26 protein-coding genes and 4 tRNA genes are annotated in these 25,681 nt (G+C 58.9%); 14 read left to right on the top strand and 16 right to left on the bottom strand.

Annotated features, from left to right (window positions below; genetic code table 11):
- Window positions 1–151: 151 nt before the first annotated feature.
- The gene (locus ACA067_RS07145; RefSeq protein WP_497461162.1) at window positions 152–2,473 is read left to right on the top strand and encodes a hybrid sensor histidine kinase/response regulator; all 2,322 of its coding nucleotides are present in this window, start codon (window positions 152–154) and stop codon (window positions 2,471–2,473) included.
- On the opposite strand, the gene ACA067_RS07140 is transcribed toward ACA067_RS07145, so the two are convergent.
- From ACA067_RS07140 to msrB, 3 genes are all read right to left on the bottom strand, one after another.
- Window positions 2,457–2,918, bottom strand: coding sequence for a MarR family winged helix-turn-helix transcriptional regulator (locus ACA067_RS07140; RefSeq protein ID WP_497461161.1), 462 nt, complete (start codon window positions 2,916–2,918; stop codon window positions 2,457–2,459). The two genes, ACA067_RS07145 and ACA067_RS07140, sit on opposite strands and share 17 nt — an antisense overlap.
- Window positions 2,915–3,400, bottom strand: coding sequence for a glutathione peroxidase (locus ACA067_RS07135; protein WP_497461160.1), 486 nt, complete (start codon window positions 3,398–3,400; stop codon window positions 2,915–2,917). Before ACA067_RS07135 ends, ACA067_RS07140 begins: the two co-directional genes overlap by 4 nt.
- Window positions 3,401–3,615: 215 nt before the next feature.
- Window positions 3,616–4,011: a peptide-methionine (R)-S-oxide reductase MsrB gene (gene msrB, locus ACA067_RS07130; RefSeq protein WP_497461159.1), complete on the bottom strand. Its 396-nt coding sequence runs from the start codon at window positions 4,009–4,011 to the stop codon at window positions 3,616–3,618.
- Between the two features lie 226 nt (window positions 4,012–4,237).
- Between msrB and ACA067_RS07125 the strand changes: the two genes are divergently transcribed.
- On the top strand, window positions 4,238–5,449 hold the full coding sequence (locus ACA067_RS07125) for a pyridoxal phosphate-dependent aminotransferase (protein WP_090188845.1): 1,212 nt from the start codon (window positions 4,238–4,240) through the stop codon (window positions 5,447–5,449).
- Window positions 5,450–5,765: 316 nt separating this feature from the next.
- Entirely contained in the window at window positions 5,766–6,653 is an 888-nt protein-coding gene (htpX, locus tag ACA067_RS07120; RefSeq protein WP_497461158.1) for a protease HtpX, read from the top strand.
- Window positions 6,654–6,850: 197 nt separating this feature from the next.
- Here htpX and ACA067_RS07115 read toward each other — a convergent pair whose 3' ends face one another.
- The gene (locus tag ACA067_RS07115; protein WP_497461157.1) at window positions 6,851–7,507 is read right to left on the bottom strand and encodes a thiopurine S-methyltransferase; all 657 of its coding nucleotides are present in this window, start codon (window positions 7,505–7,507) and stop codon (window positions 6,851–6,853) included.
- A 103-nt stretch (window positions 7,508–7,610) separates the two neighbouring features.
- Between ACA067_RS07115 and ACA067_RS07110 the strand changes: the two genes are divergently transcribed.
- Window positions 7,611–8,378, top strand: a complete 768-nt coding sequence (locus ACA067_RS07110) for a DODA-type extradiol aromatic ring-opening family dioxygenase (protein WP_497461156.1) — start codon at window positions 7,611–7,613, stop codon at window positions 8,376–8,378.
- Window positions 8,379–8,410: 32 nt separating this feature from the next.
- Here ACA067_RS07110 and ACA067_RS07105 read toward each other — a convergent pair whose 3' ends face one another.
- Window positions 8,411–9,124, bottom strand: coding sequence for a UTRA domain-containing protein (locus ACA067_RS07105; protein ID WP_497461155.1), 714 nt, complete (start codon window positions 9,122–9,124; stop codon window positions 8,411–8,413).
- Window positions 9,125–9,473: 349 nt separating this feature from the next.
- On the opposite strand from ACA067_RS07105, the gene ACA067_RS07100 reads away from it, so the two are divergent.
- From ACA067_RS07100 to ACA067_RS07075, 6 genes are all read left to right on the top strand, one after another.
- Complete coding sequence (locus ACA067_RS07100; RefSeq protein ID WP_497461154.1) at window positions 9,474–10,541, top strand: ABC transporter substrate-binding protein; 1,068 nt, start codon at window positions 9,474–9,476, stop codon at window positions 10,539–10,541.
- A 179-nt stretch (window positions 10,542–10,720) separates the two neighbouring features.
- A complete protein-coding gene (locus tag ACA067_RS07095) occupies window positions 10,721–11,527 on the top strand; it encodes an alkaline phosphatase family protein (protein WP_497461153.1) in 807 nt (268 codons plus the stop codon).
- Between the two features lie 5 nt (window positions 11,528–11,532).
- Window positions 11,533–12,369 (top strand): ABC transporter permease, encoded by an 837-nt coding sequence (locus ACA067_RS07090; RefSeq protein WP_497462740.1) that lies wholly within the window; start codon window positions 11,533–11,535, stop codon window positions 12,367–12,369.
- Complete coding sequence (locus ACA067_RS07085) at window positions 12,356–13,156, top strand: ABC transporter permease (protein WP_497461152.1); 801 nt, start codon at window positions 12,356–12,358, stop codon at window positions 13,154–13,156. Before ACA067_RS07090 ends, ACA067_RS07085 begins: the two co-directional genes overlap by 14 nt.
- Window positions 13,153–14,142 (top strand): ABC transporter ATP-binding protein, encoded by a 990-nt coding sequence (locus ACA067_RS07080; RefSeq protein WP_497461151.1) that lies wholly within the window; start codon window positions 13,153–13,155, stop codon window positions 14,140–14,142. Before ACA067_RS07085 ends, ACA067_RS07080 begins: the two co-directional genes overlap by 4 nt.
- Before the next feature lie 100 nt (window positions 14,143–14,242).
- Window positions 14,243–14,896, top strand: coding sequence for an HAD family hydrolase (locus tag ACA067_RS07075; RefSeq protein ID WP_497461150.1), 654 nt, complete (start codon window positions 14,243–14,245; stop codon window positions 14,894–14,896).
- 121 nt (window positions 14,897–15,017) lie between these two features.
- Here ACA067_RS07075 and ACA067_RS07070 read toward each other — a convergent pair whose 3' ends face one another.
- Window positions 15,018–15,980 (bottom strand): zinc-binding dehydrogenase, encoded by a 963-nt coding sequence (locus tag ACA067_RS07070; RefSeq protein ID WP_497461149.1) that lies wholly within the window; start codon window positions 15,978–15,980, stop codon window positions 15,018–15,020.
- Between the two features lie 140 nt (window positions 15,981–16,120).
- On the opposite strand from ACA067_RS07070, the gene ACA067_RS07065 reads away from it, so the two are divergent.
- Complete coding sequence (locus ACA067_RS07065) at window positions 16,121–18,202, top strand: carboxy terminal-processing peptidase (RefSeq protein WP_497462739.1); 2,082 nt, start codon at window positions 16,121–16,123, stop codon at window positions 18,200–18,202.
- 368 nt (window positions 18,203–18,570) lie between these two features.
- On the opposite strand, the gene ACA067_RS07060 is transcribed toward ACA067_RS07065, so the two are convergent.
- The 10 genes from ACA067_RS07060 to ACA067_RS07015 form a co-directional block, all read right to left on the bottom strand.
- Window positions 18,571–18,897, bottom strand: a complete 327-nt coding sequence (locus tag ACA067_RS07060; protein WP_497461148.1) for a hypothetical protein — start codon at window positions 18,895–18,897, stop codon at window positions 18,571–18,573.
- A 482-nt stretch (window positions 18,898–19,379) separates the two neighbouring features.
- On the bottom strand, window positions 19,380–19,787 hold the full coding sequence (locus ACA067_RS07055; protein ID WP_497461147.1) for an SEL1-like repeat protein: 408 nt from the start codon (window positions 19,785–19,787) through the stop codon (window positions 19,380–19,382).
- Window positions 19,788–20,159, bottom strand: a complete 372-nt coding sequence (locus ACA067_RS07050) for a hypothetical protein (protein ID WP_003223109.1) — start codon at window positions 20,157–20,159, stop codon at window positions 19,788–19,790.
- Window positions 20,156–20,497, bottom strand: a complete 342-nt coding sequence (locus tag ACA067_RS07045; protein WP_497461146.1) for a helix-turn-helix domain-containing protein — start codon at window positions 20,495–20,497, stop codon at window positions 20,156–20,158. The genes ACA067_RS07050 and ACA067_RS07045 overlap by 4 nt, the downstream gene beginning before the upstream one ends.
- A gap of 112 nt (window positions 20,498–20,609) precedes the next feature.
- Window positions 20,610–21,065 (bottom strand): YkvA family protein, encoded by a 456-nt coding sequence (locus ACA067_RS07040; RefSeq protein ID WP_497461145.1) that lies wholly within the window; start codon window positions 21,063–21,065, stop codon window positions 20,610–20,612.
- A 293-nt stretch (window positions 21,066–21,358) separates the two neighbouring features.
- The gene (gene bamJ, locus ACA067_RS07035; protein ID WP_497461144.1) at window positions 21,359–22,075 is read right to left on the bottom strand and encodes a BamJ family beta-barrel-assembly machinery protein; all 717 of its coding nucleotides are present in this window, start codon (window positions 22,073–22,075) and stop codon (window positions 21,359–21,361) included.
- A gap of 410 nt (window positions 22,076–22,485) precedes the next feature.
- Window positions 22,486–22,562 (bottom strand) — tRNA-Asp (locus tag ACA067_RS07030).
- 15 nt (window positions 22,563–22,577) lie between these two features.
- Window positions 22,578–22,653: transfer RNA gene (locus ACA067_RS07025), tRNA-Val, on the bottom strand.
- 188 nt (window positions 22,654–22,841) lie between these two features.
- Window positions 22,842–22,918, bottom strand: a tRNA-Asp gene (locus ACA067_RS07020).
- Between the two features lie 19 nt (window positions 22,919–22,937).
- Window positions 22,938–23,013: transfer RNA gene (locus ACA067_RS07015), tRNA-Val, on the bottom strand.
- A 161-nt stretch (window positions 23,014–23,174) separates the two neighbouring features.
- Between ACA067_RS07015 and rdgC the strand changes: the two genes are divergently transcribed.
- The 3 genes from rdgC to sugE all read left to right on the top strand — a co-directional run bounded on the left by rdgC (window position 23,175) and on the right by sugE (window position 25,670).
- Complete coding sequence (rdgC, locus tag ACA067_RS07010; protein WP_497461143.1) at window positions 23,175–24,095, top strand: recombination-associated protein RdgC; 921 nt, start codon at window positions 23,175–23,177, stop codon at window positions 24,093–24,095.
- A gap of 174 nt (window positions 24,096–24,269) precedes the next feature.
- On the top strand, window positions 24,270–25,235 hold the full coding sequence (locus tag ACA067_RS07005; RefSeq protein WP_497461142.1) for a bile acid:sodium symporter family protein: 966 nt from the start codon (window positions 24,270–24,272) through the stop codon (window positions 25,233–25,235).
- A gap of 120 nt (window positions 25,236–25,355) precedes the next feature.
- Window positions 25,356–25,670, top strand: coding sequence for a quaternary ammonium compound efflux SMR transporter SugE (gene sugE, locus ACA067_RS07000; protein ID WP_027922462.1), 315 nt, complete (start codon window positions 25,356–25,358; stop codon window positions 25,668–25,670).
- The last annotated feature ends 11 nt before the right edge of the window (window positions 25,671–25,681 follow it).

Below are 25,681 nucleotides of genomic sequence, written 5' to 3'. Positions count from 1 at the left end.
CAGGTTCACAGTAATGATGCGTTACAGCGATCCAACACAGCGTACGATGTCCTGTTCAGCCCTTGAACCAGGGTTGCGCGGGAACATCGGGATCCATGCATGATCAACTATGCTTGAGCAGCGAAGGGAAACGGAAGTGGTTCAACACTCCATGGATATCAAGTTCACCAACCGGCTGTCCTACAAGCAAGCCCGGCTGACCGTGCTGGTCGGTTTCATTCTGGGCACGCTGCTCAGTCTGCTGCAAATAGGCATCGATTATGCCAGTGAAGACGCCTCCATCAACCGCGAAATCCAGTCTTTGCTGGAAATCAGTCATAACCCCGCTTCGCGCATCGCCTACAACATTGACTCCGAACTCGCCCAGGAACTGACCCTGGGCCTGTTGCACTCGCCCGCGATCATCGGCGCGCAGTTGATCGACAACAACGGTACGGTGTTGGCCAAAGTCAAGCGCCCTGGCCTGCAAAGCGGTTATCGGGTGATCAGCGACTTCCTGTTTGGCGCCAACCGGCACTTCGAAGACCGCCTGTACCTGGATCATTTACCGTCCGAATCCCTCGGCACCCTGCACCTGGACGTCGACACCTATGCATTCGGCAGCCGGTTCCTGCGTCGGGCCGAAGTGACCCTGCTCAACGGCTTCACCCGTAGCCTGCTGCTGACCGGCATCCTGCTTGCACTGTTCTACGTGATGCTGACCAAACCCCTGGTGCGGGTGATTCGGGAACTTAGCAGTCGCGATCCGCGCAGTGTCGAACCGACGTGGCTGGAGTACCCGGCCGGACATGAACACGATGAGATCGGTGTGCTGGTCAAGGTTGCGAACCAGCAATTCGAAAACATCGCCACTGAAATCCAGCAACGGCGCAATGCCGAAAACCGTCTGACCGACTACCTCGGACAACTGGAAAACATCGTTTCGGCCCGGACTGCGGAACTGAATGCAATCAACAGCCGGCTCAGCCAGTCCAACCAGGAACTGGAAGTCGCCCGCAGCACCGCCCTGGACATGGCCGAAGCGCGCTCGGCCTTCCTGGCCAACATGAGCCACGAAATCCGCACGCCCCTCAACGGTCTGCTGGGAATGATCGCGCTCTCCCTGGACGGTCCGCTCAATGCCGAGCAACAGCAACAGCTGTCCATTGCCCATGACTCGGGCAAAGTACTGGTGGAATTGCTCAACGACATTCTCGATTTGTCGAAATTCGACGCCGGCCAACTTGAACTCGAGCATATTCCGTTCGATCTCGGCTCGCTGATTGAAGACACCGCCAACCTGCTGTCGCAGAACGCCGCGCCCAGCGTCGAGCTGACCTGTCTGATCGATCCGCGCTTTCCGGCGCTGGTGCTCGGCGACCCGACCCGGGTCCGGCAGATTGTCAGCAACCTGTTGTCCAACGCCCTCAAGTTCACCCGGTTCGGTCGGGTCGATGTGCGCCTGTCCACCTTCGAGGACGGTGTCAGAATCGAGGTCTGCGACACCGGTATCGGTATCGCCCAGGACGCCCAGGTCAAGATCTTCCAGCCCTTCACCCAGGCGGGTGCCGGCATTACCCGGCAATTCGGCGGTACCGGCCTGGGCCTGGCACTGACCTACAACCTCTGCGAAGTCATGCAAGGGCGCCTTACCATCAGCTCCGAAGCAGGCTTCGGCAGCCAGTTCTGCGCCGACCTGCCGCTACCTTGCCACACCCGCGCCCTGGCGTCGGCAACGTTACAGGGCAAGGTCATCGCGATCACCGCGGCCAGCAGCGGTCTGGCGGAATTACTCAAGAGCCTGTTGCCGGGTTGGGGCCTGGAGTATCAGCAGCGCTCGCTCGAGGACTCGTTGATCGGACTGGACCCGGATGTGGTGATCACCGACTGCCCCGAATGCCTGTTCCGCCTGCGCCCCACCTGCACTGCGCCGATTTTGCTGGTGACCGCCTACGGCAGTTTCCTGCCCAGCGAAGAAGCCAGCGCCCTGGCGCCCTTGCAGCAACAGGCGCGGCCTCTGGCGCGTAACGCGCTGTACCAGACATTGCGGCGGGTGCTGCAGCCGGACCTCAACACGATCAACGATGCCCGGCTCGATAATCGCTCATCCTTGCGACGTGGACGGGTGTTGTTGGTGGAGGACAATCCGGTCAATCAACTGGTGGCCAAGGGCATGCTTGGCAAACTCGGCTGCGAGGTGATCGTCGCCGCTCACGGCGGTGAGGCCCTGGATCAACTTGAGCGCAGTGAGTTCGATCTGGTGCTGATGGACTGCAACATGCCGGTGATGGACGGTTACGAAGCCAGCAGGCAAATCCGCCGCAGCGGGCGCTGGCCACAGTTGCCCATTGTCGCCCTGACCGCCAATGCGATGTCCGAAGAACGCGAACGCTGCCGTGCAGCGGGCATGAGCGACTACCTGGCCAAACCGTTTCGCCGCGAAGAGCTGGCCGCCCTGCTGGATTTGTGGATACCGTCTATGACAGTGCCTTGATCTGGCCCAAGAGATGATCGAGACCCTCACGCAGATCATGCAGGCGATCCAGATCGACACCGCTGTCGCACAACAAACGCGCCTTGAGCGGCCCCACCTGATCGCGCAATGCCTTGCCGGTGGGTGACAGGCTCAGGTGCACTTCACGCTCATCCCGCGCCGAACGTTGACGCTGCACCAACTGCAACTGCTCAAGCCGCTTGAGCAGCGGCGTCAAGGTGCCGGAATCCAGTGCCAGGCGTTCGCCCAACGCCTTGACCGTCGGCTGCTCCGGCGCCGCTTCCTGCCACTCCCACAACACCAGCATCGCCAGGTATTGCGGGTAGGTCAGGCCGAGCTGATCAAGCATCGGCTTATAGGCGCGGATGACCGCCCGGGAAGCGGCGTACAACTTGAAGCAGAGCTGACTGTCGAGCTTCAGGGAATCGACGGACAAGCTGTTCATTTGAGCAGGGCTTCGATCTCGCCGCTCAGGTCCTGCGGCTTGGTCGCCGGAGCGAAGCGCTTGACCAACTGTCCGTCCTTGCCGATCAGGAACTTGGTGAAGTTCCACTTGATACCCTGGGAACCCAGTACGCCCGGTGCGCGCTTTTTCAATTGCACGAACAGCGGATGGGCATCAGCGCCGTTGACTTCGATCTTTTTGAACAGCGGGAAGCTGACACCGTAGTTCAATTCGCAGAACTCGGTAATTGCCCCTTCGTTACCCGGTTCCTGCTTGCCGAACTGGTTGCAGGGAAAGCCAAGCACCACCAGGCCTTGGTCCTTGTAGGTCTGCCACAGCTGTTCCAGCCCTTTGTACTGCGGAGTGAAGCCGCATTGGCTCGCGGTATTGACCACCAATACGGCTTTGCCGGCGTAATCCGCCAGGGTCTTTTGCTCGCCTTTGATGGTGGTGCAGGGAATGCTCAGAAGATTGTCGCTCATGGCGCGGTATCCGGGGTGAGGAAGAAAGGCTAAAAATAGCGCGCAATTGAATTGCATGCAATGTAATAGATCGAGATTGCCCCTCAATCCGAAACCGACACACAACACTGTAGGAGCTGCCGCAGGCTGCGATCTTTTGATCTTGTTTTTTCTCTCGATCGCAAAAGATCAAGATCAAAAGATCGCAGCCTGCGGCAGCTCCTACACGGCTCCCATTAGGAGCGCGGCACCAGGTCCAGGCACACGGAGTTGATGCAATACCGCAGCCCCGTCGGCGGCGGACCATCCGGGAACACATGCCCCAGATGCGCGTCGCATTTGGCGCAAACCACTTCGGTGCGGATCATGCCGTGGCTGACGTCACGGATCTCGACCATGGCACTGTCGCCGATCGGTGCGTAGAAACTCGGCCAGCCACAGCCAGAGTCGAATTTGGTCTTGGAGTCAAACAGCGGCTCGTTGCAGCAGATGCAGTGATAAACACCGTCAACCTTGCTGTCGTTGTACTTGCCGGAAAACGGACGTTCGGTGCCCTTGAGGCGGCAAACGTTGTACTGCTCCGGATCGAGCATCGCCTTCCATTCTTCCAGGGTTTTTTCCAACTTTTCCATTGTCACACCTCAGCAGCTGAAAAAGCCCGATCTGTACCTTTTCCACGGATCGGGCGGCACGTATGATTGCGCCTCGTCAAACGCCAGTCTGGCAGCCAGACCACGCGCATTCAAACGGATTTATGGGTGCCGCTTCACAAGGCGTCAGGCCTGTGTGATTACGCAGGATTCCCAGTACGGTCGTTCAAACGCCGCCTGGATCGTTCATTTTCGGGAACACATCGCCATGCAGGTCAGCAAATCGAACAAGCTCGCCAACGTCTGCTACGACATTCGCGGCCCAGTGCTCAAGCACGCCAAACGCCTGGAAGAGGAAGGCCATCGCATCCTCAAGCTGAACATCGGCAACCCGGCGCCCTTTGGTTTCGAAGCGCCGGATGAAATCCTCCAGGACGTGATCCGCAACCTGCCGACCGCCCAGGGTTATAGCGACTCCAAAGGCCTGTTCAGTGCGCGCAAGGCCGTCATGCAGTACTACCAGCAAAAGCAGGTGGAAGGCGTCGGCATCGAAGACATCTACCTGGGCAACGGCGTTTCCGAGCTGATCGTGATGTCAATGCAGGCCTTGCTCAACAATGGCGACGAAGTGCTGGTGCCGGCCCCTGACTACCCGCTGTGGACCGCCGCGGTGAGCCTGTCGGGGGGCAACCCGGTGCATTACCTGTGCGACGAGCAGGCCAACTGGTGGCCGGACCTGGCCGACATCAAGGCCAAGATCACCCCGAATACCAAGGCGCTGGTGATCATCAACCCGAACAACCCGACGGGTGCGGTGTATTCCAGAGAAGTCCTGCTGGGCATGCTGGAACTGGCCCGTCAGCACAACCTGGTGGTGTTCTCCGACGAAATCTACGACAAGATCCTGTACGACGATGCCGTGCACATCTGCACCGCTTCGCTCGCGCCGGACCTGCTGTGCCTGACCTTCAATGGTCTGTCCAAGTCCTACCGCGTGGCCGGATTCCGCTCCGGCTGGATCGCCATTTCCGGCCCGAAACACCACGCCCAGAGCTACATCGAAGGCATCGACATGCTGGCCAACATGCGCCTGTGCGCCAATGTGCCGAGCCAGCATGCGATCCAGACCGCCCTGGGCGGTTATCAGAGCATCAATGACCTGGTGCTGCCGCAAGGTCGCCTGCTGGAGCAGCGCAACCGTACCTGGGAACTGCTCAACGACATTCCGGGCGTGAGTTGCGTCAAGCCGATGGGCGCACTGTATGCGTTCCCGCGGATCGATCCGAAAGTCTGCCCGATCCACAACGACGAAAAATTCGTGCTCGACCTGCTGCTCTCCGAAAAGCTGCTGGTGGTGCAAGGCACGGCCTTCAACTGGCCATGGCCGGACCATTTCCGAGTCGTGACCCTGCCGCGGGTGGATGACCTGGACATGGCCATCGGACGTATCGGCAATTTCCTCAAGTCCTATCGCCAGTAAGCGGATGTCACTGTGCGGCGCGTACTGAAGTCGCAGGGTGATTGATTCAGCAACATATCTTTGCGCCCTGTCTTCCATCACGCCTTCCACGGCTGACCGAGGACAGGTTGCTGGCTCGCGTCTAACAACGACGGGGCCTGCGAGGCAAATTGGCTGACAAACACTTCCCCCCATCAGCGTCGGAAATGTCCTTCAAGCAGCTAGACTCTGGCTGTAGGACACAGTTTGAAATAGTCACCCGGTTGAATAGCCCGGTGCAGCACCTTATATACCCCGCAGTACGCTACATCTTTAGCACGAGGAGATTTCTACAACCATGATGCGCATCCTGCTGTTTTTGGCCACTAACCTGGCGGTCGTGCTGATTGCCAGCATCACCCTGAGCCTTTTCGGCTTCAACGGGTTCATGGCGGCCAACGGGGTTGATCTCAACCTCAATCAGCTGCTGATTTTCTGTGCGGTCTTTGGTTTCGCCGGTTCCCTGTTCTCGCTGTTCATCTCCAAGTGGATGGCGAAGATGAGCACCAGCACCCAGATCATCACCCAGCCGCGCACACGTCACGAGCAATGGCTGCTGCAAACCGTTGAGCAATTGTCCCGGGAAGCCGGAATCAAGATGCCGGAAGTCGGGATTTTCCCGGCCTACGAGGCGAACGCCTTCGCCACCGGCTGGAACAAGAACGACGCGCTGGTCGCGGTCAGCCAGGGCTTGCTCGAGCGATTCTCGCCGGATGAAGTCAAAGCCGTGCTGGCCCATGAAATCGGCCACGTGGCCAATGGCGACATGGTCACCCTGGCGCTGATCCAGGGCGTGGTGAACACCTTCGTGATGTTCTTTGCACGGATCATCGGCAACTTTGTCGATAAGGTGATCTTCAAGAACGAAGAAGGCCAGGGTATTGCCTACTACGTGGCGACCATCGTTGCCGAACTGGTACTGGGCATCCTGGCCAGCTCCATCGTCATGTGGTTCTCGCGCAAACGGGAATTTCGTGCCGACGAAGCCGGCGCACGCCTGGCCGGCACCAGTGCAATGATCGGCGCTCTGCAACGCCTGCGGGCGGAACAGGGGCTGCCGGTACACATGCCGGACACCCTGAATGCCTTCGGCATCAACGGTGGCATCAAGCAAGGGTTTGCCCGCATGTTCATGAGCCACCCGCCGCTGGAAGAGCGCATCGACGCACTGCGTCGTCGGGGCTGACAGGCGCGGCACCAAAAAGAAGGCCCGCAGTGATGCGGGCCTTTTTTTGTCTGCTGATTTTTGGGGTGCGCTTCCTGGCCCCATCGCGAGCAAGCTCGCTCCCACATTTAATCTCTGTTGTACACATAATCTGTGTCCACTGAAGATCCAATGTGGGAGCGAGCTTGCTCGCGATGGGGTCTGTACAAACAACAAATCTATCGGCTGGAAACCCGATACACCCGCTCTTCAAGCCGCGTAACACCGCTTTCCCGGAACTTCCAGCTCTCACCCAGAACGTCCTGGTCCTCCAGAATCTTCAACTCCCACAAAGCCCCGAACAACCGTTGCACTTCGTCATCCAACACTGCAAATGGCGGCCCGTCCATTTGCGCCTGGTCGTAATCCAGGGTAATGAGCAGCCCCAGCGAATCCTTCGGAAGAATCCGCTTCAGATGCTCGGCGTATTGCTCGCGCATTGTCGGCGGCAAGGCAATCAATGCAGCGCGGTCGTACAACGCACTGCAATCAGCGACATCGCCGGCCGTCAACGCGAAGAAATCACCACACCAGATCTCGATCGAGCCCGCCCGATAGACAGTGAAGGGACCTTGGTCGCTGACGTCCGGATCAAATTGATGCTCGTGGAAAAAGTCTTCCACCGCTTTTTCCGACAATTCGACGCCCAACACCTCGTGACCGCATTTTGCCAGCCACAGCAGATCCAGGCTTTTCCCACATAACGGCACCAGTACGCGCGAGCCCTCTTCCAGGCCCAGCTGCGGCCAGTACCGTTGCAGATATGGATTCACTTCCGGCAGGTGAAAGCCGATCTGATTCGACGTCCACCGCTTGTGCCAAAACTCCGGCTGCATATATAACCCCGAAAATTCGATCAAAACACCCTAAAACTTATATTAGATTTAGATCAATGATCTGACTGAAGATGACGCCATCTTAACTCCCAGGAGCTCATTCATGTTCCCCAGCCTGTATATCTCTCATGGCTCCCCCATGCTTGCACTGCAACCCGGTGCCAGCGGGCCGGCCCTCGCGCGCCTGGCCGCCGAATTGCCGAAACCCAAGGCTATCGTCATTGTATCCGCGCATTGGGAAAGCAATGAGCTGCTGGTCAGCGGCAACCCACAACCCGACACCTGGCATGACTTCGGCGGATTTCCACAGGCCTTGTTCGAGGTGCAGTACCCGGCACCTGGCGACCCACACCTGGCGACAGAGGTGGTCGAACGGCTGGAGAACGCGGGCCTGCCCGCACGCATCGACCCCAAGCGACCGTTCGACCACGGTGTCTGGGTGCCCTTGTCGTTGATGTATCCGCAAGCCGATATCCCGATTGTGCAAGTCTCGCTGCCCACCCGCGGTGGCCCGGCCCTGCAAACCCGGGTGGGTCAAGCCCTGGCCGGTTTGCGCGAACAGGGCGTGCTGCTGATCGGGTCCGGCAGCATTACCCACAATCTGCGCGAACTGGATTGGCACGCCGGCCCGGAAAGCGTCGAACCCTGGGCCAGGGTATTTCGCGACTGGATGGTGGAGAAACTCAAGGCGCAGGATGAAGTCGCGTTGCACGATTATCGTCGGCAAGCGCCGAACGCCGTGCGCAACCATCCGAGTGATGAACATTTGTTGCCGTTGTACTTTGCCCGCGGCGCCGGAGGCACATTCAGCGTGAGCCACGAGGGATTCACCCTGGGCGCTCTGGGCATGGACATTTATCGCTTTGGATGACGTAAAGAACGTGCAGCCTGGGGCGCCCAGGCTCAGACCACATCGACCCCGACATGAATTGCATCATGCCGCCAGAACTCCAGATCACAATCGATCAGCCGTTGATGCTGATCGTAGTTGACCCGGGCAATCCGCAGCCCCGGACTGCCCACCGACACCCGCAAAGCCGCCGCTGCATCCACCGACAGCGCCGTCGGCACGATCTCGAAACGCACCCGCCCATAATGCAAATCGTAATGCCGTGCATACAGCTCGGTCATCGACTGATTCAAATCGAACTGCAGAATCCCCGGAAAAAACTGCGGATTCAAATAGTGCTCGACATACAAAACCAACCGCTCATCAATGCGCCGCGCCCGGCAAATCTGAATCACGCTGGACAACGCCGGCAATTGCAACCAGGCACAGACCGCCGCCGACGCCGGCTGCAACCGCGCCGAAATCACCTCGGTGGACGGCACTCGCCCCTGAGCGCTGACCATCGCGTGAAAGTGACTGCGCTGCATCAGGTTGTACGCCAGGCGCGGTGGCGATACGAACCAGCCACGGCGTTCCTCCCGATAAATCTGACCTTGGGCTTCCAGCTGTAACAACGCCTCGCGCACGGTGATCCGTGTGGTGCCGAACAACTCACTGAGTTTGCGCTCGGCTGGCAGTTTGCTCCCGGGCGCCAACAGACCATGGTCGAGCTGTTCCTGCAGGACCTGCCCGATCGTTGTCACCGCCTTGGTTGTCTCGATGCGCATCAACGTTACCTATCTGGACTAGACCAGCACTACTACGGGGCGGAACCGCTACTCAACCGGCTCCTTTCAACTTCCTGCAAGCCTAGGCACTGCTTATGACTGACAGATGACAAAGCCGCCGAACGGTTGATCCAGACACCTGCAATTTCACAGCCAAGTCCTTTCATTTCAGCCCTTTAGCCATGGTCTACGCTTACCCGGAAGCCTGAGCATTGCAACTCGGTAAATATAGGCAGACCGGCCGTCGACATCAAAATGTCATCCAACCCGCCTAAATTGGCTCAGGTATTGCTGACCTAGACCAACACAACCGCAATCGCAGCGTTGAAAACGCCCAAAGGAGCTTCGGATGAAAAAGCTTTTCCTGGCAGCACTGTTAGGCTCGACCATTGCCATGTGCACCGCCGCCATGGCCGCTGACACCGATTTGAAAACCCTGGAAGCCGCAGCGAAAGCGGAAGGTGCGGTCAACAGCGTCGGCATGCCCGATGACTGGGCCAACTGGAGAGGAACCTGGGCAGACCTGGCCAGTAAATACGGCCTGAAGCACATCGACACCGACATGAGCTCGGCCCAGGAAATCGCCAAGTTCGCCGCCGAGAAGGACAACGCCAGTGCCGACATCGGCGACGTCGGCGCAGCCTTCGGTCCGATCGCGGTCAAGCAAGGTGTGGTGCAACCTTACAAGCCGAGCACCTGGGAGCAGATTCCGGACTGGGCGAAGGATAAGGACGGCAACTGGGCGCTGGCCTATACCGGCACTATCGCGTTCATCATCAACAAGAAGTTGCTGCACGGTTCCGACGCGCCGACCAAATGGGCCGACCTCAAGACCGGCAAATACAAAGTGTCCATCGGTGACGTGAGCACCGCAGCCCAAGCCGCCAATGGTGTACTGGCTGCCGCGCTCGCCCACGGTGGCGACGAGAAGAACCTTCAGCCAGCCCTGCTGCTGTTCGCGGACATCGCCAAACAAGGTCGTCTGTCGATGGCCAACCCGACGATCGCCACCATGGAAAAGGGTGAAATCGAAGTCGGCGTGGTCTGGGACTTCAACGGCCTGAGCTACAAGGCCAAGATGGCCAATCCTGATGACTACACCGTGCTGATTCCCTCCGACGGTTCGGTGATCTCGGGTTACACCACCATCATCAATAAATACGCAAAAAACCCGAACGCCGCCAAGCTGACGCGCGAGTACATCTTCAGCGATGCCGGCCAGATCAACCTGGCGAAAGGCAACGCCCGTCCAATCCGCGCCGAGCACATCAAACTGCCGGAGGACGTCAAGGCCAGGCTGCTGCCGAACGAACAGTACAAAGGCGTGACGCCGATCAAGGATGCTGACGCGTGGGAGAAAACTTCCAAGGCCTTGCCGCAGAAGTGGAACGAAGAAGTCATCGTCGAGATGAAATAACGCCCTGAATCCCACATCGGACGGCTGATGGAGATCCAATGTGGGAGCGAGCCTGCTCGCGAATGCGGCTGAACATTAGACAAAGATGTTGAATGTCATACCGCTTTCGCGAGCAGGCTCGCTCCCACAGGGGGATTGGTTGCGAATTTGAATCATCTGTTTTGCGGAGTCATCGCCCTATGAAGCACAACGTCATCCTTGTCGTGCTCGACGGCCTCAATTACGAAGTCGCCCGTCACGCCATGGGGCACCTGCAGGCTTATGTCGGCGCAGGACGCGCGGCGCTCTATAAACTGGAGTGCGGACTGCCGGCCCTGTCCCGACCGCTTTACGAATGCATCCTGACCGGCGTCCCGCCCATCGAGAGCGGCATCGTCCATAACAACGTCTCGCGCCTGTCCAACCAGCGCAGCATCTATCACTACGCCTCCGACGCCGGCCTTGTCACTGCCGCCGCGGCCTATCACTGGGTCAGCGAACTGTATAACCGTTCGCCATTCGTCGCGGCCCGGGATCGTCACACCGACGATCCGGACCTGCCGATCCAGCACGGCCATTTCTACTGGAGCGATCACTACCCGGACTCGCACCTGTTTGCCGACGCAGAAAACCTGCGCCTGCGTCATGCGCCAGATTTTCTCCTGGTCCATCCCATGAACATCGACGACGCCGGGCACAAGCACGGCCTCGACACCCCGCAATACCGCAACAGTGCCCGCTCGGCGGACATCATCCTCGCCGACTACCTGCAAGGCTGGCTCGATGCCGGTTATCAGGTCATGGTGACCGCCGACCACGGCATGAACAACGACCGCTCCCACAACGGCCTGCTCCCCGAAGAACGCGAAGTGCCACTGTTCGTGCTCGGTGATGCCTTCAGTTTCAACGCCAACGCCGCACCGAAACAGACTGAAATCTGCGGCACCGTCTGCGAACTGCTCGGCGTGGCTCACGACAAATCGGTGTGTCGGGAGCTACTCAAGTGAACGCCATGACCCGCGGCAAATGGCTGGCGGCGCTGTGCCTGGTGCCTTTCACGCTGTTTTTCATCGTGTTCCAGATCGCCCCGCTGGCGTGGGTGATGATCAATAGCCTGGAATCGGAAGAGTTCGGCTGGGGCCTGGCCAACTTCAGCAAAATCTTCAACTCGAAGTTCTATCTGCAGGCGATCCAGTACAGCCTCGAGATCAGTTTCTGGTCCAGCGTGTTCGGGATCATCATCGCCGTCATTGGCGCCTACTCCCTGCGCCGCGTCGACTCGAAACTGCGCAACTTCGTCAACGCCTTCGCCAACATGACCAGCAACTTTTCCGGCGTACCTCTGGCCTTCGCGTTCATCATCCTGCTGGGGTTCAACGGCAGCTTCACCATCATGCTCAAGCAGGCCGGGATCATTCAGGACTTCAACCTGTACTCGAAAACCGGGCTGATCATTCTGTACACCTACTTCCAGATTCCGCTCGGCGTGCTGCTGCTCTACCCGGCCTTCGACGCCTTGCGCGAGGACTGGCGTGAATCCGCCGCGCTGCTGGGTGCCAACGGCTGGCAGTTCTGGCGGCACATCGGCTTGCCGGTGCTGACCCCGGCGCTGCTCGGCACTTTCGTGATCCTGCTGGCCAACGCCCTCGGCGCCTACGCCACGGTGTATGCCCTGACCACCGGCAACTTCAACGTGCTGCCGATACGCATCGCGGCGATGGTCTCCGGCGACATTTCCCTGGACCCGAACCTGGCCAGCGCCCTGGCCGTGGTGCTGGTGGCGTTGATGACCCTGGTGACCATCGTGCATCAGCTGCTGTTGAAGAGGAGCTACCATGTCTCGCGCTGAAACGGGCCCTGTCGGGGTCTACCACCGGGTCGTGGTGTACCTGCTGTTTGCCATTCTGTTGCTGCCCCTGGTCGGGACGTTGGTCTACTCGATCTCCAGCAGCTGGTCGGCAACCATTTTGCCCAGCGGCTTTACCTTCAAGTGGTACGTGCAACTGTGGAGCGACCCACGTTTTCTGCATGCCTTCGGACAGTCGTTGCTGGTGTGTGTCGGTGCACTGATTCTAGCGGTGGTGCTGATTCTGCCGCTGCTGTTCGTGGTGCATTACCACTTCCCGAAACTCGACGTGTTGATGAACATCCTGATCCTGCTGCCCTTCGCGGTGCCGCCCGTGGTGTCGTCGGTGGGGCTGTTGCAGCTCTACGGTTCCGGCCCGTTCGCGATGGTCGGCACGCCGTGGATTCTGATTGGCTGTTACTTCACCGTGGCACTGCCGTTCATGTACCGGGCGATCACCAACAACTTGCAAGCGATCAACCTGCGCGACCTGATGGACGCCGCCCAATTGCTCGGCGCCAGCACCTGGCAAGCGGCGTTTCTGGTGGTACTGCCCAACCTGCGCAAGGGCTTGATGGTGGCGCTGCTGCTGTCGTTCTCGTTCCTGTTCGGTGAGTTCGTGTTCGCCAACATCCTCGTCGGCACCCGCTACGAAACCCTGCAGGTGTACCTCAACAATATGCGAAACAGCAGCGGCCATTTCACCAGTGCGCTGGTGATTTCCTACTTTTTCTTTGTGCTGGTTCTGACTTGGGCGGCCAATATCTTGAACAAGGACAAAAGCGAATGAGCTATGTCAGCGTCCAACATCTTCAAAAGAGTTACTCAGGCACCACGGTATTCAGCGACATCAACTGTGAAATCAAGAAGGGTGAATTCGTCACCCTCCTCGGTCCGTCCGGTTGCGGCAAATCCACGCTGCTGCGCTGCATTGCCGGGCTGACCTCGGTGGACGGCGGCAAGATCCTGCTCGATAGTCACGACCTCGTACCGCTGAGCCCGCAGAAACGCGGAATCGGCATGGTGTTCCAGAGCTACGCACTGTTCCCCAACATGACAGTGGAACAGAACGTTGCCTTCGGTTTGCGCATGCAGAAAGTCAACGCCGACGACAGCCGCAAGCGTGTCGCCGAAGTGCTGAAACTGGTGGAGCTGAACGACTTTGCTGCCCGTTACCCACATCAACTGTCCGGTGGCCAATGCCAGCGTGTCGCCCTGGCCCGCTCTCTGGTGACCCGTCCGCGCCTGTTGCTGCTCGACGAACCGCTGTCGGCGCTCGACGCGCGGATTCGCAAACACCTGCGTGAACAGATTCGTCAGATCCAGCGCGAACTCGGCCTGACCACGATCTTCGTCACACACGACCAGGAAGAAGCGCTGACCATGTCCGATCGAATTTTCCTGATGAATCAGGGAAAGATCGTACAAAGCGGCGATGCCGAGACCCTGTACACAGCACCAGTCGATGTCTTTGCCGCCGGCTTCATCGGCAACTACAACCTGCTGGACGCCGACAGCGCCTCGAAACTGCTGCAACGGCCGATCACCCATCGCATCGCGATTCGTCCGGAAGCGATCGAGCTGAGCCTCAACGGCGAACTGGACGCACAAGTGCGTAGCCACAGCCTGCTGGGCAACGTGATTCGCTACCGGGTCGAAACCCGGGGCGTGGAATTGGTGGTAGATGTGCTCAACCGTTCGGCGGCCGATCTGCATCCCGATGGTCAGCGCCTGGCGCTTTCCATCGATCCGACGGCGCTGTGTGAGGTAGCTTGAAAGCAGCGGCAAGCTGCAAGTTGTAGACTGCTGACCCTAAATCCACTTCTTGCAGCTTGAAGCTTATAGCTTGAAGCTGTTCTCGGAGAGAACCGCACTAATGGCCCTGGCAATTTTTGATCTGGACGAAACCCTGATCCACGGCGACTGCGCCACCCTCTGGAGCGAGCAAATGGGCCGCCTGGGTTGGGTCGACCCCGAGCCGTTCATGCGTCGCAACAACGAAATGATGGACGCCTATAGCCACGGCAAATTGCGCATGGAGGAGTACATGACCTTCAGCCTGGAGCCGATGATCGGGCGCACGCCGGAAGAGGTCGAGCACTTGGTGGCGCCTTGGGTGGAAGACTTCATCGAGCCGATCATCTTCAGTGACGCCACCAAGGCCATTGCTGCCCACCGCAAGGCTGGCGACCGGATTCTGGTGATTTCTGCTTCAGGCACGCACTTGGTCGGGCCCATTGCCGAACGGCTGGGTATCGATGAAATGCTCGCCATCGAGCTGGAAGTTACGCACGGGGTGTATAGCGGCAACACCCTCGGCACCCTGACCTACCGCGAAGGCAAGATCACGCGTTTGCTGGAATGGCTGGATGCGGAGGAGGAAAACCTGGAAGGCGCGAGTTTCTACTCGGATTCACGCAACGATCTGCCGCTGCTGTTAAAGGTGGATTTCCCACACGTGGTGAATCCGGATCCGGTGTTGCTCGAACACGCCGAAAAAGCCGGCTGGCCAATCCATCTCTGGAAGTAACCCAAATCCCTGTGGGAGCGTGGCTTGCCCGCGATGAACGATGACGCGGTCTGACTGACACACCGCGTCGCCTGAATCGCGGGCAAGCCACGCTCCCACAAGGACCGCATTTAGCGAAAAATCAGGTCAGGCTTTCGTCGATCAGCAGCACCAACTTCCCCGACACCTTATTGCTCGCCAGTTCCGCAAACGCCGCTTCGGCATCCTTGATCGGAAATGTCTTCGCCAGTTGAGGGCTCAAACGCCCTTCGGCAAACAACGGCCAGACATGCTGGCTCAGGTCGCTGAACAGATCCGCCTTGAACTGCTCGTCGCGACTGCGCAGGGTCGAACCCAACAATTGCACGCGCTTGCCCAGCACTTGTGCCAGATCCAGCTTTGCCTCTCGCCCTCCCATCAGCCCAATCAATACCCAACGGCCATCCAGGGCCGACACCTTCAGATTCAGCTCGGCATAGTTGCCCCCGACCGGGTCGAGGATCACATCGAACGGCCCCAGATCGCGCAAGCTGTCCAGATCGCCGTTGCGCACCACACCGCCCTGCGCGCCCAGCGCTTCGCAGTAAGCCAGGCGCTCGGCAGAACCGACGCTGACCCAGCACGGGTTGCCAAACGCCTTGCACAGCTGAATGGCAGCTGAACCGATTCCACTCGCCCCGGCATGCAGAAGAACTTTCTCACCTGGCTTGAGCGCAGCCAATTGGAACAAATTCAGCCAAACGGTCGCGTACACTTCAGGCAGCGCTGCCGCCTCGGCCAGCGACATTCCGTCGGGAACCGGCAACACATGCCGTCCGTCGACAACCACCTCTTCGGCCATCCCGCCCCCGGCCAGCAAGGCGCAAACCCGATCACCGACCTGCCAGGAGGAGCCCGGACCGACCTCGCTGATGACCCCCGAACACTCAAGACCCAGTACCTGACTGGCTCCCGGCGGTGGCGGGTAAAGTCCCGCCTTCTGTAACAAATCGGCGCGATTGAGACCCGCTGCCGCCACACGAATGCGGACTTGTCCTACATCACACGTAGGACTGGGCTCTTCCACCCACTCCACTCGACCTTCCACGCCTTGCAATGCTTTCACAGTGCCTCCATAGTGAGTCTGGACTGAGCCCGTAGCTGTAGCGCCGGGCTTTCTTGCATTATGTGACCGGCCCTTTGTGGAACCGGCGACTTCAAAGACGGCCTAATATGCGTGATCAATTGTCCCCGCGTCGAATCAGCATGAAGCATCTGTTCCCCAGCACCGCCCTAGCCCTATTTATTGGTATCGGCCTGTTGCCGATGTCGAGCAATACGTTCGCAGCAAATAGCTGGGACAAGCTTCAGCCTGATCGTGACGAAGTGATCGCCAGTCTGAACGTCGTCGAGTTGCTCAAGCGTCACCACTACAGCAAGCCGCCGCTCGATGATGCGCGCTCGGTCATCATCTATGACAGCTACCTCAAGCTGCTGGATCCGTCGCGCAGCTATTTCATGGCCAGCGACATTGCCGAATTCGACAAGTGGAAAACCCAGTTCGACGACTTCCTCAAGAGCGGCGACCTGAACGCCGGGTTCACCATCTACAAGCGCTACCTGGACCGCGTCAAGGCGCGTCTGGACTTTGCCCTTGTCGAGTTGAACAAAGGCGTCGACAAAATCGATTTCACCACCAAGGAAACCTTGCTGATCGATCGCAAGGATGCCCCTTGGCTCAAATCCACCGCGGACCTCGACGAACTGTGGCGCAAACGCGTCAAGGATGAAGTCCTGCGGATGAAGATCGCCGGCAAGGACTCCAAGCAGATTCAGGAAACCCTGACCAAGCGCTACAAGAACCAGCTGGCGCGCCTGGACCAGACCCGTGCCGAAGACATCTTCCAGGCGTACATCAATACCTTCGCCATGTCCTACGACCCGCACACCAACTATCTGTCGCCGGATAACGCGGAGAACTTCGACATCAACATGAGCCTGTCCCTCGAGGGCATCGGCGCCGTGTTGCAGAGCGATAACGACCAGGTGAAAGTCGTGCGTCTGGTGCCTGCCGGCCCGGCCGACAAGACCAAGCAGGTCGCACCGGCCGACAAGATCATCGGTGTAGCCCAGGGCAACAAGGAAATGGTCGACGTGGTCGGCTGGCGCCTGGACGAAGTGGTCAAGCTGATCCGTGGTCCGAAAGGCACCGTGGTGCGCCTGGAAGTGATCCCGGCCAGCAATGCGCCGAACGACCAGACCACCAAGATCGTCCCGATCACCCGCGAAGCGGTGAAGCTTGAAGACCAGGCGGTGAAAAAGTCGGTCCTCAAGCTCAAGCAGGATGGCAAGGATTACAAGCTCGGCGTCATCGAGATCCCGGCGTTCTACCTGGACTTCAAGGCCTTCCGTGCCGGTGATCCGGACTACAAGAGCACCACACGCGACGTCAAGAAACTGCTGACCGAGCTGCAGAAAGACAAGGTCGACGGCGTGGTCATCGACCTGCGCAACAATGGCGGCGGTTCCCTGCAGGAAGCCACCGAGCTGACCAGCCTGTTCATCGACAAAGGGCCGACCGTTCTCGTGCGTAATGCCGATGGCCGGGTCGACGTGCTTGAAGATGAAAATCCGGGGGCGTTCTACAAAGGCCCGATGGCGTTGCTGGTCAACCGCTTGTCGGCCTCCGCTTCGGAGATTTTTGCCGGTGCCATGCAGGACTACCACCGCGCGCTGATCATCGGCGGCCAGACCTTCGGCAAAGGCACCGTGCAGACCATTCAGCCGCTGAACCATGGCGAACTGAAACTGACCCTGGCCAAGTTCTACCGGGTTTCCGGTCAGAGCACCCAGCATCAGGGCGTGCTGCCGGACATCGACTACCCGTCGATCATCGACACCAAGGAAATCGGCGAAAGCGCCCTGCCGGAAGCCATGCCGTGGGACACCATCCGCGCGGCGATCAAGCCTGCGCTCGACCCGTTCAAACCGTACATCACCCAGCTCCAGTCCGAGCATGACGTGCGCACGGCCAAGGACGCAGAGTTCGTGTTCATCCGCGACAAGCTGGCCCTGGCGCAGAAACTGATGGCGGAAAAAACCGTCAGCCTCAATGAAGCCGATCGTCGTGCCCAACACGCCGATATCGAAGCCAAGCAGCTGGCGATGGAGAATCTGCGTCGCAAGGCCAAGGGCGAAGAGCCGCTAAAAGAGCTGAAGAAAGAAGATGAAGACCTGATCGCAGCCGAGCCGGACAAGACCAAGCCGGAAGACGATGCCTACCTGAGCGAGACCGGGCGGATTCTGCTGGATTACCTGAAACTCAACACGGCGGTGGCCAAGCACTGAGATGATGGCAATTAAATGCTGACGCTCTCCGGAGCGTCAGCAGACAGTCATTGTTCTGGCGATAAATAAAGGACCGGGTGCACCTTGCACCCGGTCCTTTTTTTATCGCCAGAGATCGCCATGACCACAACCGAACAGCTGAGTGCCTTGAGTTCAATCCTGGCCCAAAGCGGTTTGCACCGCCTGTTCCAGCCGATCATTGCTGATGGGGTAGCGCTGATTGGAAGGACGCCTTCGCGGGCAAGTCGGATCGCCGCACCGCCGCTCCCACAGGTCTGGTGTCGTTCGTAGATATTGTGAACGACACCAAACCTGTGGGAGCGGGCTTGCCCGCGAAGAGGCCAGCTCAAACACTACAAGTCTCTGAACTAATTCGCCGCTGACCGAGCCCGCAACCGCCGCCCAATGACATCCAGCACATCGCAGCCATCGCGCAATGGAATGGCACAGAGCAAGGAAAAGTCACTGAGGATGAAGGATTCACACTCGATAGAACCGCGCATCGACAGGTTCTCCAGCGCTTGGGTTACCGCGCGGATTCGGTAGTTGGCTGCGTCATACAAAACATCAAGCGGCGCGTGTGTATCGACGAACAAGGTTGGTATGTCCGAACAGTTGCTGGTAAGCGCCATGAAGCGGTTTCCCGGATTGGGAATTGGTTTTTCGTAGGGTGGATCAGGTGTAATTGCTGTCATCGCTTGACTCCTAACGTATGAAATGGAGCCGCCAGAAATCACTTCCACGCAATAGGTGGCGGCTGTACGCAGGTGTGGAAGACCGGGACGTTAGGCACCCGGCGCACTCGAAAGCGCCCCGCGCACAGCCACCATAAAACACAGACGATAAAAAACGCCGAGCTGGCGGCGCTTGTGCGCCTAACGATAGAAGGGCTTCCACGCCCTGTCACTGAATTTGCAGTGACAGCCAAAAGACTATCGATAGACCCAGCTGCGCACCAGTTCATGAAAATCGCTACAACTTGAAGGAAATCTCTGATGAGCCTGTCCGGAAATTGCGCGCATGACATTGCGGGGAATCAATCAGAAAAGAAGCCGGAAAAGGATGATGTTGATGTAGGGCAATTCTTTAATTCGCCACCATAGAATGAGCAGCCAGAAACGCAAACGTGGCGAGAGGTTTCCCTCACGCTACATTTGTCTGCCAGATACGCAGGTAATTAATCCGCAGCACCGCGAGACGCCAACGCTTTGAGTTTGATCTCAGCCAACGGATGCCCCGCCTTGGCAGCCATCTCCCAGAACCGCGCCGCCTCGACCGGATCCGGCGCCTTGCTCGCCGTCCCCGCCAGACTGATCACGCCCACCTGGTACGCGGCCTTGCCATCGCCCGCCAACGCCGCCAGGCGCAACAAGCGCACGCCTTCCTCACGAGCCCCAAGGCCAACGCCGCGAAAGGTCAGGATGTGACCATAGAAGCTCTGGGCGCCAACGTCACCGAGGTTCGCCATGCGCGCGAACTGGCCCTCGAGCCAGCTCCAGCCACGGGGCTGGCGGACGAACCATGACCAGTGAAACAACCGGCGTGCGAGCCAGTAACCGGCCCGCGCCTTGAGTCGTAAAAACACTCAGGCTTCCGCCGATTCGGGATACTCGTATTCGAATACTCGCACCACTTCCGAGGCATGCCAGGAGGCAGCAGCGACACCATCGGATGGCCCGGAGAAACGCCCCAGGCGTTCGACACATTCGAAGAAGCCGGTGCGCGGCAGGCGACTGGCGCCCTGACTGATCACCAGCGAACTGCGCAGGGGCTGTTCGGCCTTGGCGTCCAGCGCGGCCAGATGCTCAAGGGCAGCGGTCAGGGTTTGCATGGCCGGCGTCGGAAGCTGCAGACGCTCCAGCAATGCGCGATAAGTCAGAAGGTGACGCTGACGACGTGCCTGATCCAGCTCGCCGAGTAATCCATCCCAATGTTGACGACTGATGCGTACGCTCACGATTCATCCCTCCACCCTGGCACCGTCAATTCCCAGGCCAGGCTGCGGCGAATCGCAGCGTCGGGTTGACGCTCGCCACTTTCGATCAAGGCCAGATAAGACGGACTGATGCCTACCGTGCGGGCCAGCGCCTCGATGGCGATGCCCTTCCCTTCGCGCAAACTGCGTAGTTGATCCAGACCCGGCAGAATCGGGTCGGGTGATGCCGCATGACGCTCTGGGGCGACCTGCGGCGGTTGCTGGTTGATGCCTGCTGCTTTCAGTAGAGCCTGATACTGAGCCCACGGCAGAACCGCATACTCGGGCTCGCCTTCGCGTGTGATTATCTGAATATCCATGACTTCCCCGTAGGACAACGACACTTAGCGAGTCGGCACTTTTCCCTAGAAGTGTAATCCTAACAGCGGCCAAGGTCGCGAGGGGTTTGAATATAAGGACGTCCTGAAGGGCTCAGTGCTTTTTCGGGTGCTGAAGCTTGAGTTGCTCCGGGGTATCGGGCAGGCGCTCGACAATGGCGAGCTTCTCCGGCAGCTGGCGTTTGCGCCAGGCACGGAAGGCGTTGAGTTCGTCGTCGAGGACTTTCATCAGCCAGGCCAGCACGGCAATGTCATCGAGCATGCCGAACATCGGAATGAAATCCGGGATCGCATCCACCGGACTGAGGAAGTACATCAAGCCTGCGACCACCGATATCAGCGCTTTCGGGCTGATGGCACGGTACTCACCTCGCCAATAGGCCAGGCACAGCGCCTGCAACAAGCGCAGGTCATCTTTGAGCTTGCCCAGCCGGTTGCCCTGGCTGGCACCTTTGCTGGCAACCGCGAACAGCAAGGTCGGCAAACGGCCACGAGCGAGCAGACGTCCGGCAAGTGGCAGAAAACGAGCGAAATTCCAGGGTACTTTCATGATTCCTCCCACTGAAATGTTATCCACACAAATTGTGGATAACCTTGTGAACAGAGCTGCATTTCGCGGCTGAAGGCCCCGTTTCATAAGGGCTGAGCTCAGATCGGGCGTTTTTTACTCACATAAAAAAACCCAAGATTTCATTGACTTGGCGCTCTGGCGCGGATAGCACGGGCGTCCTCAATGGCTATGACTCCAGCGTTCAGCATCCGTTCGCTTTGTTTACCCTTGCTGAGCGCCAGATGCAACAACGCCCCGCATAAGCGAGGCGCTGTTGTAAGAGCAGACGCCGATTACTTGGCAGCGTCGTCCTGTTTTGCCGGATCCTTGATCGCCAGCAGTTCCAGGTCGAATACCAGCACCGAGTTGGCTGGAATCGCCGGGCTCGGGCTTTGGGCGCCGTAGGCCAGCTCGCTAGGAATGTACAGTTTGTACTTCTCGCCAACGTGCATCAGTTGCAGGCCTTCGACCCAACCCGGGATCACACCGCTGACCGGCAGATCGATCGGGCTGCCGCGCTCGACGGAGCTGTCGAAAACGGTGCCGTTAGTCAGGGTGCCGGTGTAGTGGACAGTCACTACGTCGGTCGGCTTCGGCTGTGCGCCATCAACTTTCTTGACCACTTCGTACTGCAGGCCCGAAGCCGTGGTGGTGACACCCGCTTTCTTGGCGTTGTCTTCGAGGAACTTCTTGCCGGCGGACGCCGACTCTTCGCTCATCTTGGCCATACGTTCTTCAGCACGCTTTTGCAGTGCTGCGAAGGCTTCAACCAGCTCTTCGTCCTTCAGCTTCTGTTCTTTCTTGCCAACGGCATCTTCGATGCCCTGGGCAACGGCTTTGGAGTCCAGATCATCCATGCCTTCCTGAGCCAGGCTCTTGCCCATGTTCAGGCCAATCCCGTAGGAAGCTTTTTGCGCCGGGGTTTTGAGCTCTACGCTGGTCTGCGAATCACAACCCGCTAGTACCAGGCCAACCAGGGCCACCGCCGCCGCCAACCGATGCTGTTTCATGCTATTTCCTTGTTCATGCGCCTAAAGGGCAATCGAGTAAAGCCGCGAGCTTATCAGGCGGCCACGACCAATGGCTACCGGCATGAGAGCAGGAAACTGCTGATAAGTTCAGGTGTTTCAACGCATTTCTGGAATCGGAGGATGAAGCTTCTGTCATCTTCGCCTGTAGGAGCAAGCTTGCTCGCGATAGACGTTAACGATAACGCGTCTTCTCTGACTAAACGCGTCGCCCTCGAGATCATCGCGAGCAAGCTCGCTCCTACAGGTCGTGTGGCGGTTATGTAGGATCAAGCTCGCCGCTACACACAGTGGGAAGCCAGCAAAAAGCCAATCTCCAGACAGCAAAAAGCCCGCACTAGGCGGGCTTTCCGTGTGGTGACCTGGCGTTCAGCATTCCAGATGACCGAATATGGCGCAGCGGACGGGACTCGAACCCGCGACCCCCGGCGTGACAGGCCGGTATTCTAACCGACTGAACTACCGCTGCGCGTAGCGTTGAAAGTGGTGGGTGATGACGGGATCGAACCGCCGACATTCTGCTTGTAAGGCAGACGCTCTCCCAGCTGAGCTAATCACCCTTTACCTTCGTTGCGGGGCACATTATGCCATGGATTTTCATAAAGTGTTGATTTAATTGATAAATCTTTCAAAAAAATCTGAAAACCCGTGAAACGATGCATCCTGCAGGAACTTCAGGCAGAAAAAAACCCGCGTGAGCGGGCTTTTCCGTGGTGACCTGGCGTTCAGCATTCCAGGTAACCGAATATGGCGCAGCGGACGGGACTCGAACCCGCGACCCCCGGCGTGACAGGCCGGTATTCTAACCGACTGAACTACCGCTGCGCGTAACACTGAATGCGAATGGTGGGTGATGACGGGATCGAACCGCCGACATTCTGCTTGTAAGGCAGACGCTCTCCCAGCTGAGCTAATCACCCTTCACGTTCGGTGTGGCGCGCATTCTACGGAGCGCCCCCACCTCTGGCAAGCACTTTTTTAAATAATTTTTGCAGGCCTTCCAAAGGCTTAGCTAAGGGTTGGCCTATGGCGCCGCGAAGAGAATAATGCCCCCCTTTGTATATAAGGAGAGACTCACCCCATGTGGTTCAAAAACCTGCTTCTCTATCGCCTGACCCAAGATCTGCCTGTTGATGCCGAGGCGTTGGAAACTGCACTGGCCACCAAACTGGCGCGTCCATGTGCAAGCCAGGAGTTGACCACCTACGGTTTCGTCGCGCCGTTCGGCAAGGGCGAAGATGCACCGCTGGTACACGTCAGCGGTGACTTCCTGCTGATCAGCGCCCGCAAGGAAGAACGCATTCTGCCGGGCAGCGTCGTGCGCGACGCGGTGAAGGAAAAGGTCGAAGAGATCGAAGCCGAGCAAATGCGCAAGGTCTACAAAAAGGAACGCGACCAGATCAAGGATGAAATCATCCAGGCCTTCCTGCCGCGCGCCTTTATCCGTCGTTCGTCGACCTTCGCCGCCATCGCGCCGAAACAGGGCCTGATCCTGGTCAACTCGGCCAGCCCGAAACGTGCCGAAGACCTGCTGTCCACCCTGCGTGAAGTGATCGGTACGCTGCCGGTACGCCCACTGACCGTGAAGATGTCCCCGACGGCGACCATGACGGAGTGGGTCACCACCCAGAAAGCCGCGGACGACTTCTTCGTACTGGACGAGTGCGAACTGCGTGACACCCATGAAGACGGTGGCATCGTACGGTGCAAGCGCCAGGACCTTACCAGCGAAGAAATCCAGCTGCACCTGAGCACTGGCAAAGTGGTCACCCAGTTGTCCCTGGCCTGGCAAGACAAGCTGTCGTTCGTCCTCGACGACAAGATGGTGGTCAAGCGCCTGAAGTTCGAAGACCTGCTGCAAGACCAGGCGGAACAGGACGGTGGCGAAGAAGCCCTGGGCCAACTGGATGCCAGCTTCACCCTGATGATGTTGACCTTCGGCGACTTCCTGCCGGCGCTGGTTGAAGCCTTGGGTGGCGAAGAGCTTCCGCAAGGGATCTAAAGGCAACCGGCTCCCCTGAAGAAACCGGGTCAAAGGTGGGAGCTGGCTTGCCTGCGATGGCGGTGTGTCAGATAGCTGAAATGTAGCCTGACACACCGCCATCGCAGGCAAGCCAGCTCCCACATTGATGGATTTCCACTCTGGGAATACCACTAATTTAACAAGGATCAGGCCATGCGCGCGCTGGCAGCATTGAGTCGTTTTGTCGGCAACACCTTCGCTTACTGGGTACTGATTTTCGCCGTCGTGGCATTCCTGCAACCGACGTGGTTCATCGGCCTCAAAGGCGCAATCGTCCCGCTGCTGGGGCTGGTGATGTTCGGCATGGGCCTGACCCTCAAACTCGAAGACTTCGCCGAAGTCGCTCGCCATCCGTGGCGCGTGGCCTTGGGCGTGGTTGCCCATTTCGTGATCATGCCCGGCGTGGCGTGGTTGCTCTGCCAGGTGTTCCAATTGCCGCCGGAAATCGCTGTCGGTGTGATTCTGGTCGGTTGCTGCCCGAGCGGCACCTCATCGAACGTGATGACCTGGCTGGCCCGCGGGGATCTGGCGCTGTCGGTGGCCATCGCCGCCGTCACCACCCTCCTCGCGCCACTGCTGACGCCGGCACTGATCTGGCTGCTGGCCTCGGCGTGGTTGCCGGTATCGTTCATGGAGCTGTTCTGGTCGATCCTGCAAGTGGTGCTGCTGCCGATCGTGCTCGGCGTGGTCGCCCAGCGTGTGCTTGGTGATCGGGTCCGCCACGCGGTGGAGGTGTTGCCGCTGGTGTCGGTGGTGAGCATCGTGATCATCGTCACCGCGGTGGTTGCCGCCAGCCAGGCGAAAATCGCCGAGTCCGGCCTGTTGATCATGGCCGTGGTGATGCTGCACAACAGCTTCGGCTACCTGCTGGGCTACTTCACAGGGCGGCTGTTCAAGCTGCCCCTGGCCCAGCGTAAATCCCTGGCGCTGGAGGTCGGCATGCAAAACTCCGGACTGGGTGCCGCCCTGGCCAGCGCGCACTTTTCGCCGCTGGCGGCAGTGCCCAGCGCGTTGTTCAGCGTCTGGCACAACATTTCCGGGGCGCTGCTCTCGACGTATTTCCGGCGCATGAGCGAGAAAGCAGACAGGACAACAGCGGCCAAAGAGGCCACTGACTGATCCACGAACTTGATCCCCGGGTTAATAATTGGCACTATTCTGCGCAACGCGAGGACGACCTCGCGGCTCGATCGAGTCATTTAATCTGGGGACGACCCCGTCAATCGATGGAGGTCTCTCATGTCCTGGATCATTCTGTTTTTCGCCGGCCTGTTCGAAGTCGGCTGGGCCGTCGGCCTGAAGTACACCGACGGATTCAGCCGCCCTCTCCCCACCGCGTTGACCGTTGCCGCCATGGCCATCAGCCTGGGCTTGCTGGGTCTTGCCATGAAGGAACTGCCGCTGGGCACGGCCTATGCAATCTGGACGGGCGTGGGTGCAGTCGGGACAGTGATCGCCGGGATCATTCTGTTTGGCGAATCCATGGCGCTGTTCCGACTGGCCAGCGTAGCCCTGATCATTGCCGGACTGGTTGGACTGAAAGTCAGCGCCTAGTCATTTTCAGC

The sequence above is a fragment of the Pseudomonas sp. LBUM1674 genome (genome assembly GCF_059695635.1).
Note: the sequence above shows the minus strand (reverse complement) of the source record. Positions and strands in the feature narration are given on the sequence as shown.

Excerpts from the sequence above, each read along its gene's own strand:
- ACA067_RS07090 (WP_497462740.1), top strand. The coding sequence starts at position 11,533 with ATGACCCGCGGCAAATGGCTGGCGGCGCTGTGCCTGGTGCCTTTCACG.
- ACA067_RS07045 (WP_497461146.1), bottom strand. The coding sequence starts at position 20,497 with ATGGATATTCAGATAATCACACGCGAAGGCGAGCCCGAGTATGCGGTT.
- ACA067_RS07135 (WP_497461160.1), bottom strand. The coding sequence starts at position 3,400 with ATGAGCGACAATCTTCTGAGCATTCCCTGCACCACCATCAAAGGCGAG.
- ACA067_RS07040 (WP_497461145.1), bottom strand. The coding sequence starts at position 21,065 with ATGAAAGTACCCTGGAATTTCGCTCGTTTTCTGCCACTTGCCGGACGT.
- msrB (WP_497461159.1), bottom strand. The coding sequence starts at position 4,011 with ATGGAAAAGTTGGAAAAAACCCTGGAAGAATGGAAGGCGATGCTCGAT.
- ACA067_RS07105 (WP_497461155.1), bottom strand. The coding sequence starts at position 9,124 with ATGCGCATCGAGACAACCAAGGCGGTGACAACGATCGGGCAGGTCCTG.
- htpX (WP_497461158.1), top strand. The coding sequence starts at position 5,766 with ATGATGCGCATCCTGCTGTTTTTGGCCACTAACCTGGCGGTCGTGCTG.
- ACA067_RS07085 (WP_497461152.1), top strand. The coding sequence starts at position 12,356 with ATGTCTCGCGCTGAAACGGGCCCTGTCGGGGTCTACCACCGGGTCGTG.
- bamJ (WP_497461144.1), bottom strand. The coding sequence starts at position 22,075 with ATGAAACAGCATCGGTTGGCGGCGGCGGTGGCCCTGGTTGGCCTGGTA.
- ACA067_RS07060 (WP_497461148.1), bottom strand. The coding sequence starts at position 18,897 with ATGACAGCAATTACACCTGATCCACCCTACGAAAAACCAATTCCCAAT.
- ACA067_RS07140 (WP_497461161.1), bottom strand. The coding sequence starts at position 2,918 with ATGAACAGCTTGTCCGTCGATTCCCTGAAGCTCGACAGTCAGCTCTGC.
- rdgC (WP_497461143.1), top strand. The coding sequence starts at position 23,175 with ATGTGGTTCAAAAACCTGCTTCTCTATCGCCTGACCCAAGATCTGCCT.
- ACA067_RS07110 (WP_497461156.1), top strand. The coding sequence starts at position 7,611 with ATGTTCCCCAGCCTGTATATCTCTCATGGCTCCCCCATGCTTGCACTG.
- ACA067_RS07100 (WP_497461154.1), top strand. The coding sequence starts at position 9,474 with ATGAAAAAGCTTTTCCTGGCAGCACTGTTAGGCTCGACCATTGCCATG.
- sugE (WP_027922462.1), top strand. The coding sequence starts at position 25,356 with ATGTCCTGGATCATTCTGTTTTTCGCCGGCCTGTTCGAAGTCGGCTGG.
- ACA067_RS07005 (WP_497461142.1), top strand. The coding sequence starts at position 24,270 with ATGCGCGCGCTGGCAGCATTGAGTCGTTTTGTCGGCAACACCTTCGCT.
- ACA067_RS07080 (WP_497461151.1), top strand. The coding sequence starts at position 13,153 with ATGAGCTATGTCAGCGTCCAACATCTTCAAAAGAGTTACTCAGGCACC.
- ACA067_RS07075 (WP_497461150.1), top strand. The coding sequence starts at position 14,243 with ATGGCCCTGGCAATTTTTGATCTGGACGAAACCCTGATCCACGGCGAC.
- ACA067_RS07065 (WP_497462739.1), top strand. The coding sequence starts at position 16,121 with ATGAAGCATCTGTTCCCCAGCACCGCCCTAGCCCTATTTATTGGTATC.
- ACA067_RS07115 (WP_497461157.1), bottom strand. The coding sequence starts at position 7,507 with ATGCAGCCGGAGTTTTGGCACAAGCGGTGGACGTCGAATCAGATCGGC.
- ACA067_RS07095 (WP_497461153.1), top strand. The coding sequence starts at position 10,721 with ATGAAGCACAACGTCATCCTTGTCGTGCTCGACGGCCTCAATTACGAA.
- ACA067_RS07145 (WP_497461162.1), top strand. The coding sequence starts at position 152 with ATGGATATCAAGTTCACCAACCGGCTGTCCTACAAGCAAGCCCGGCTG.
- ACA067_RS07125 (WP_090188845.1), top strand. The coding sequence starts at position 4,238 with ATGCAGGTCAGCAAATCGAACAAGCTCGCCAACGTCTGCTACGACATT.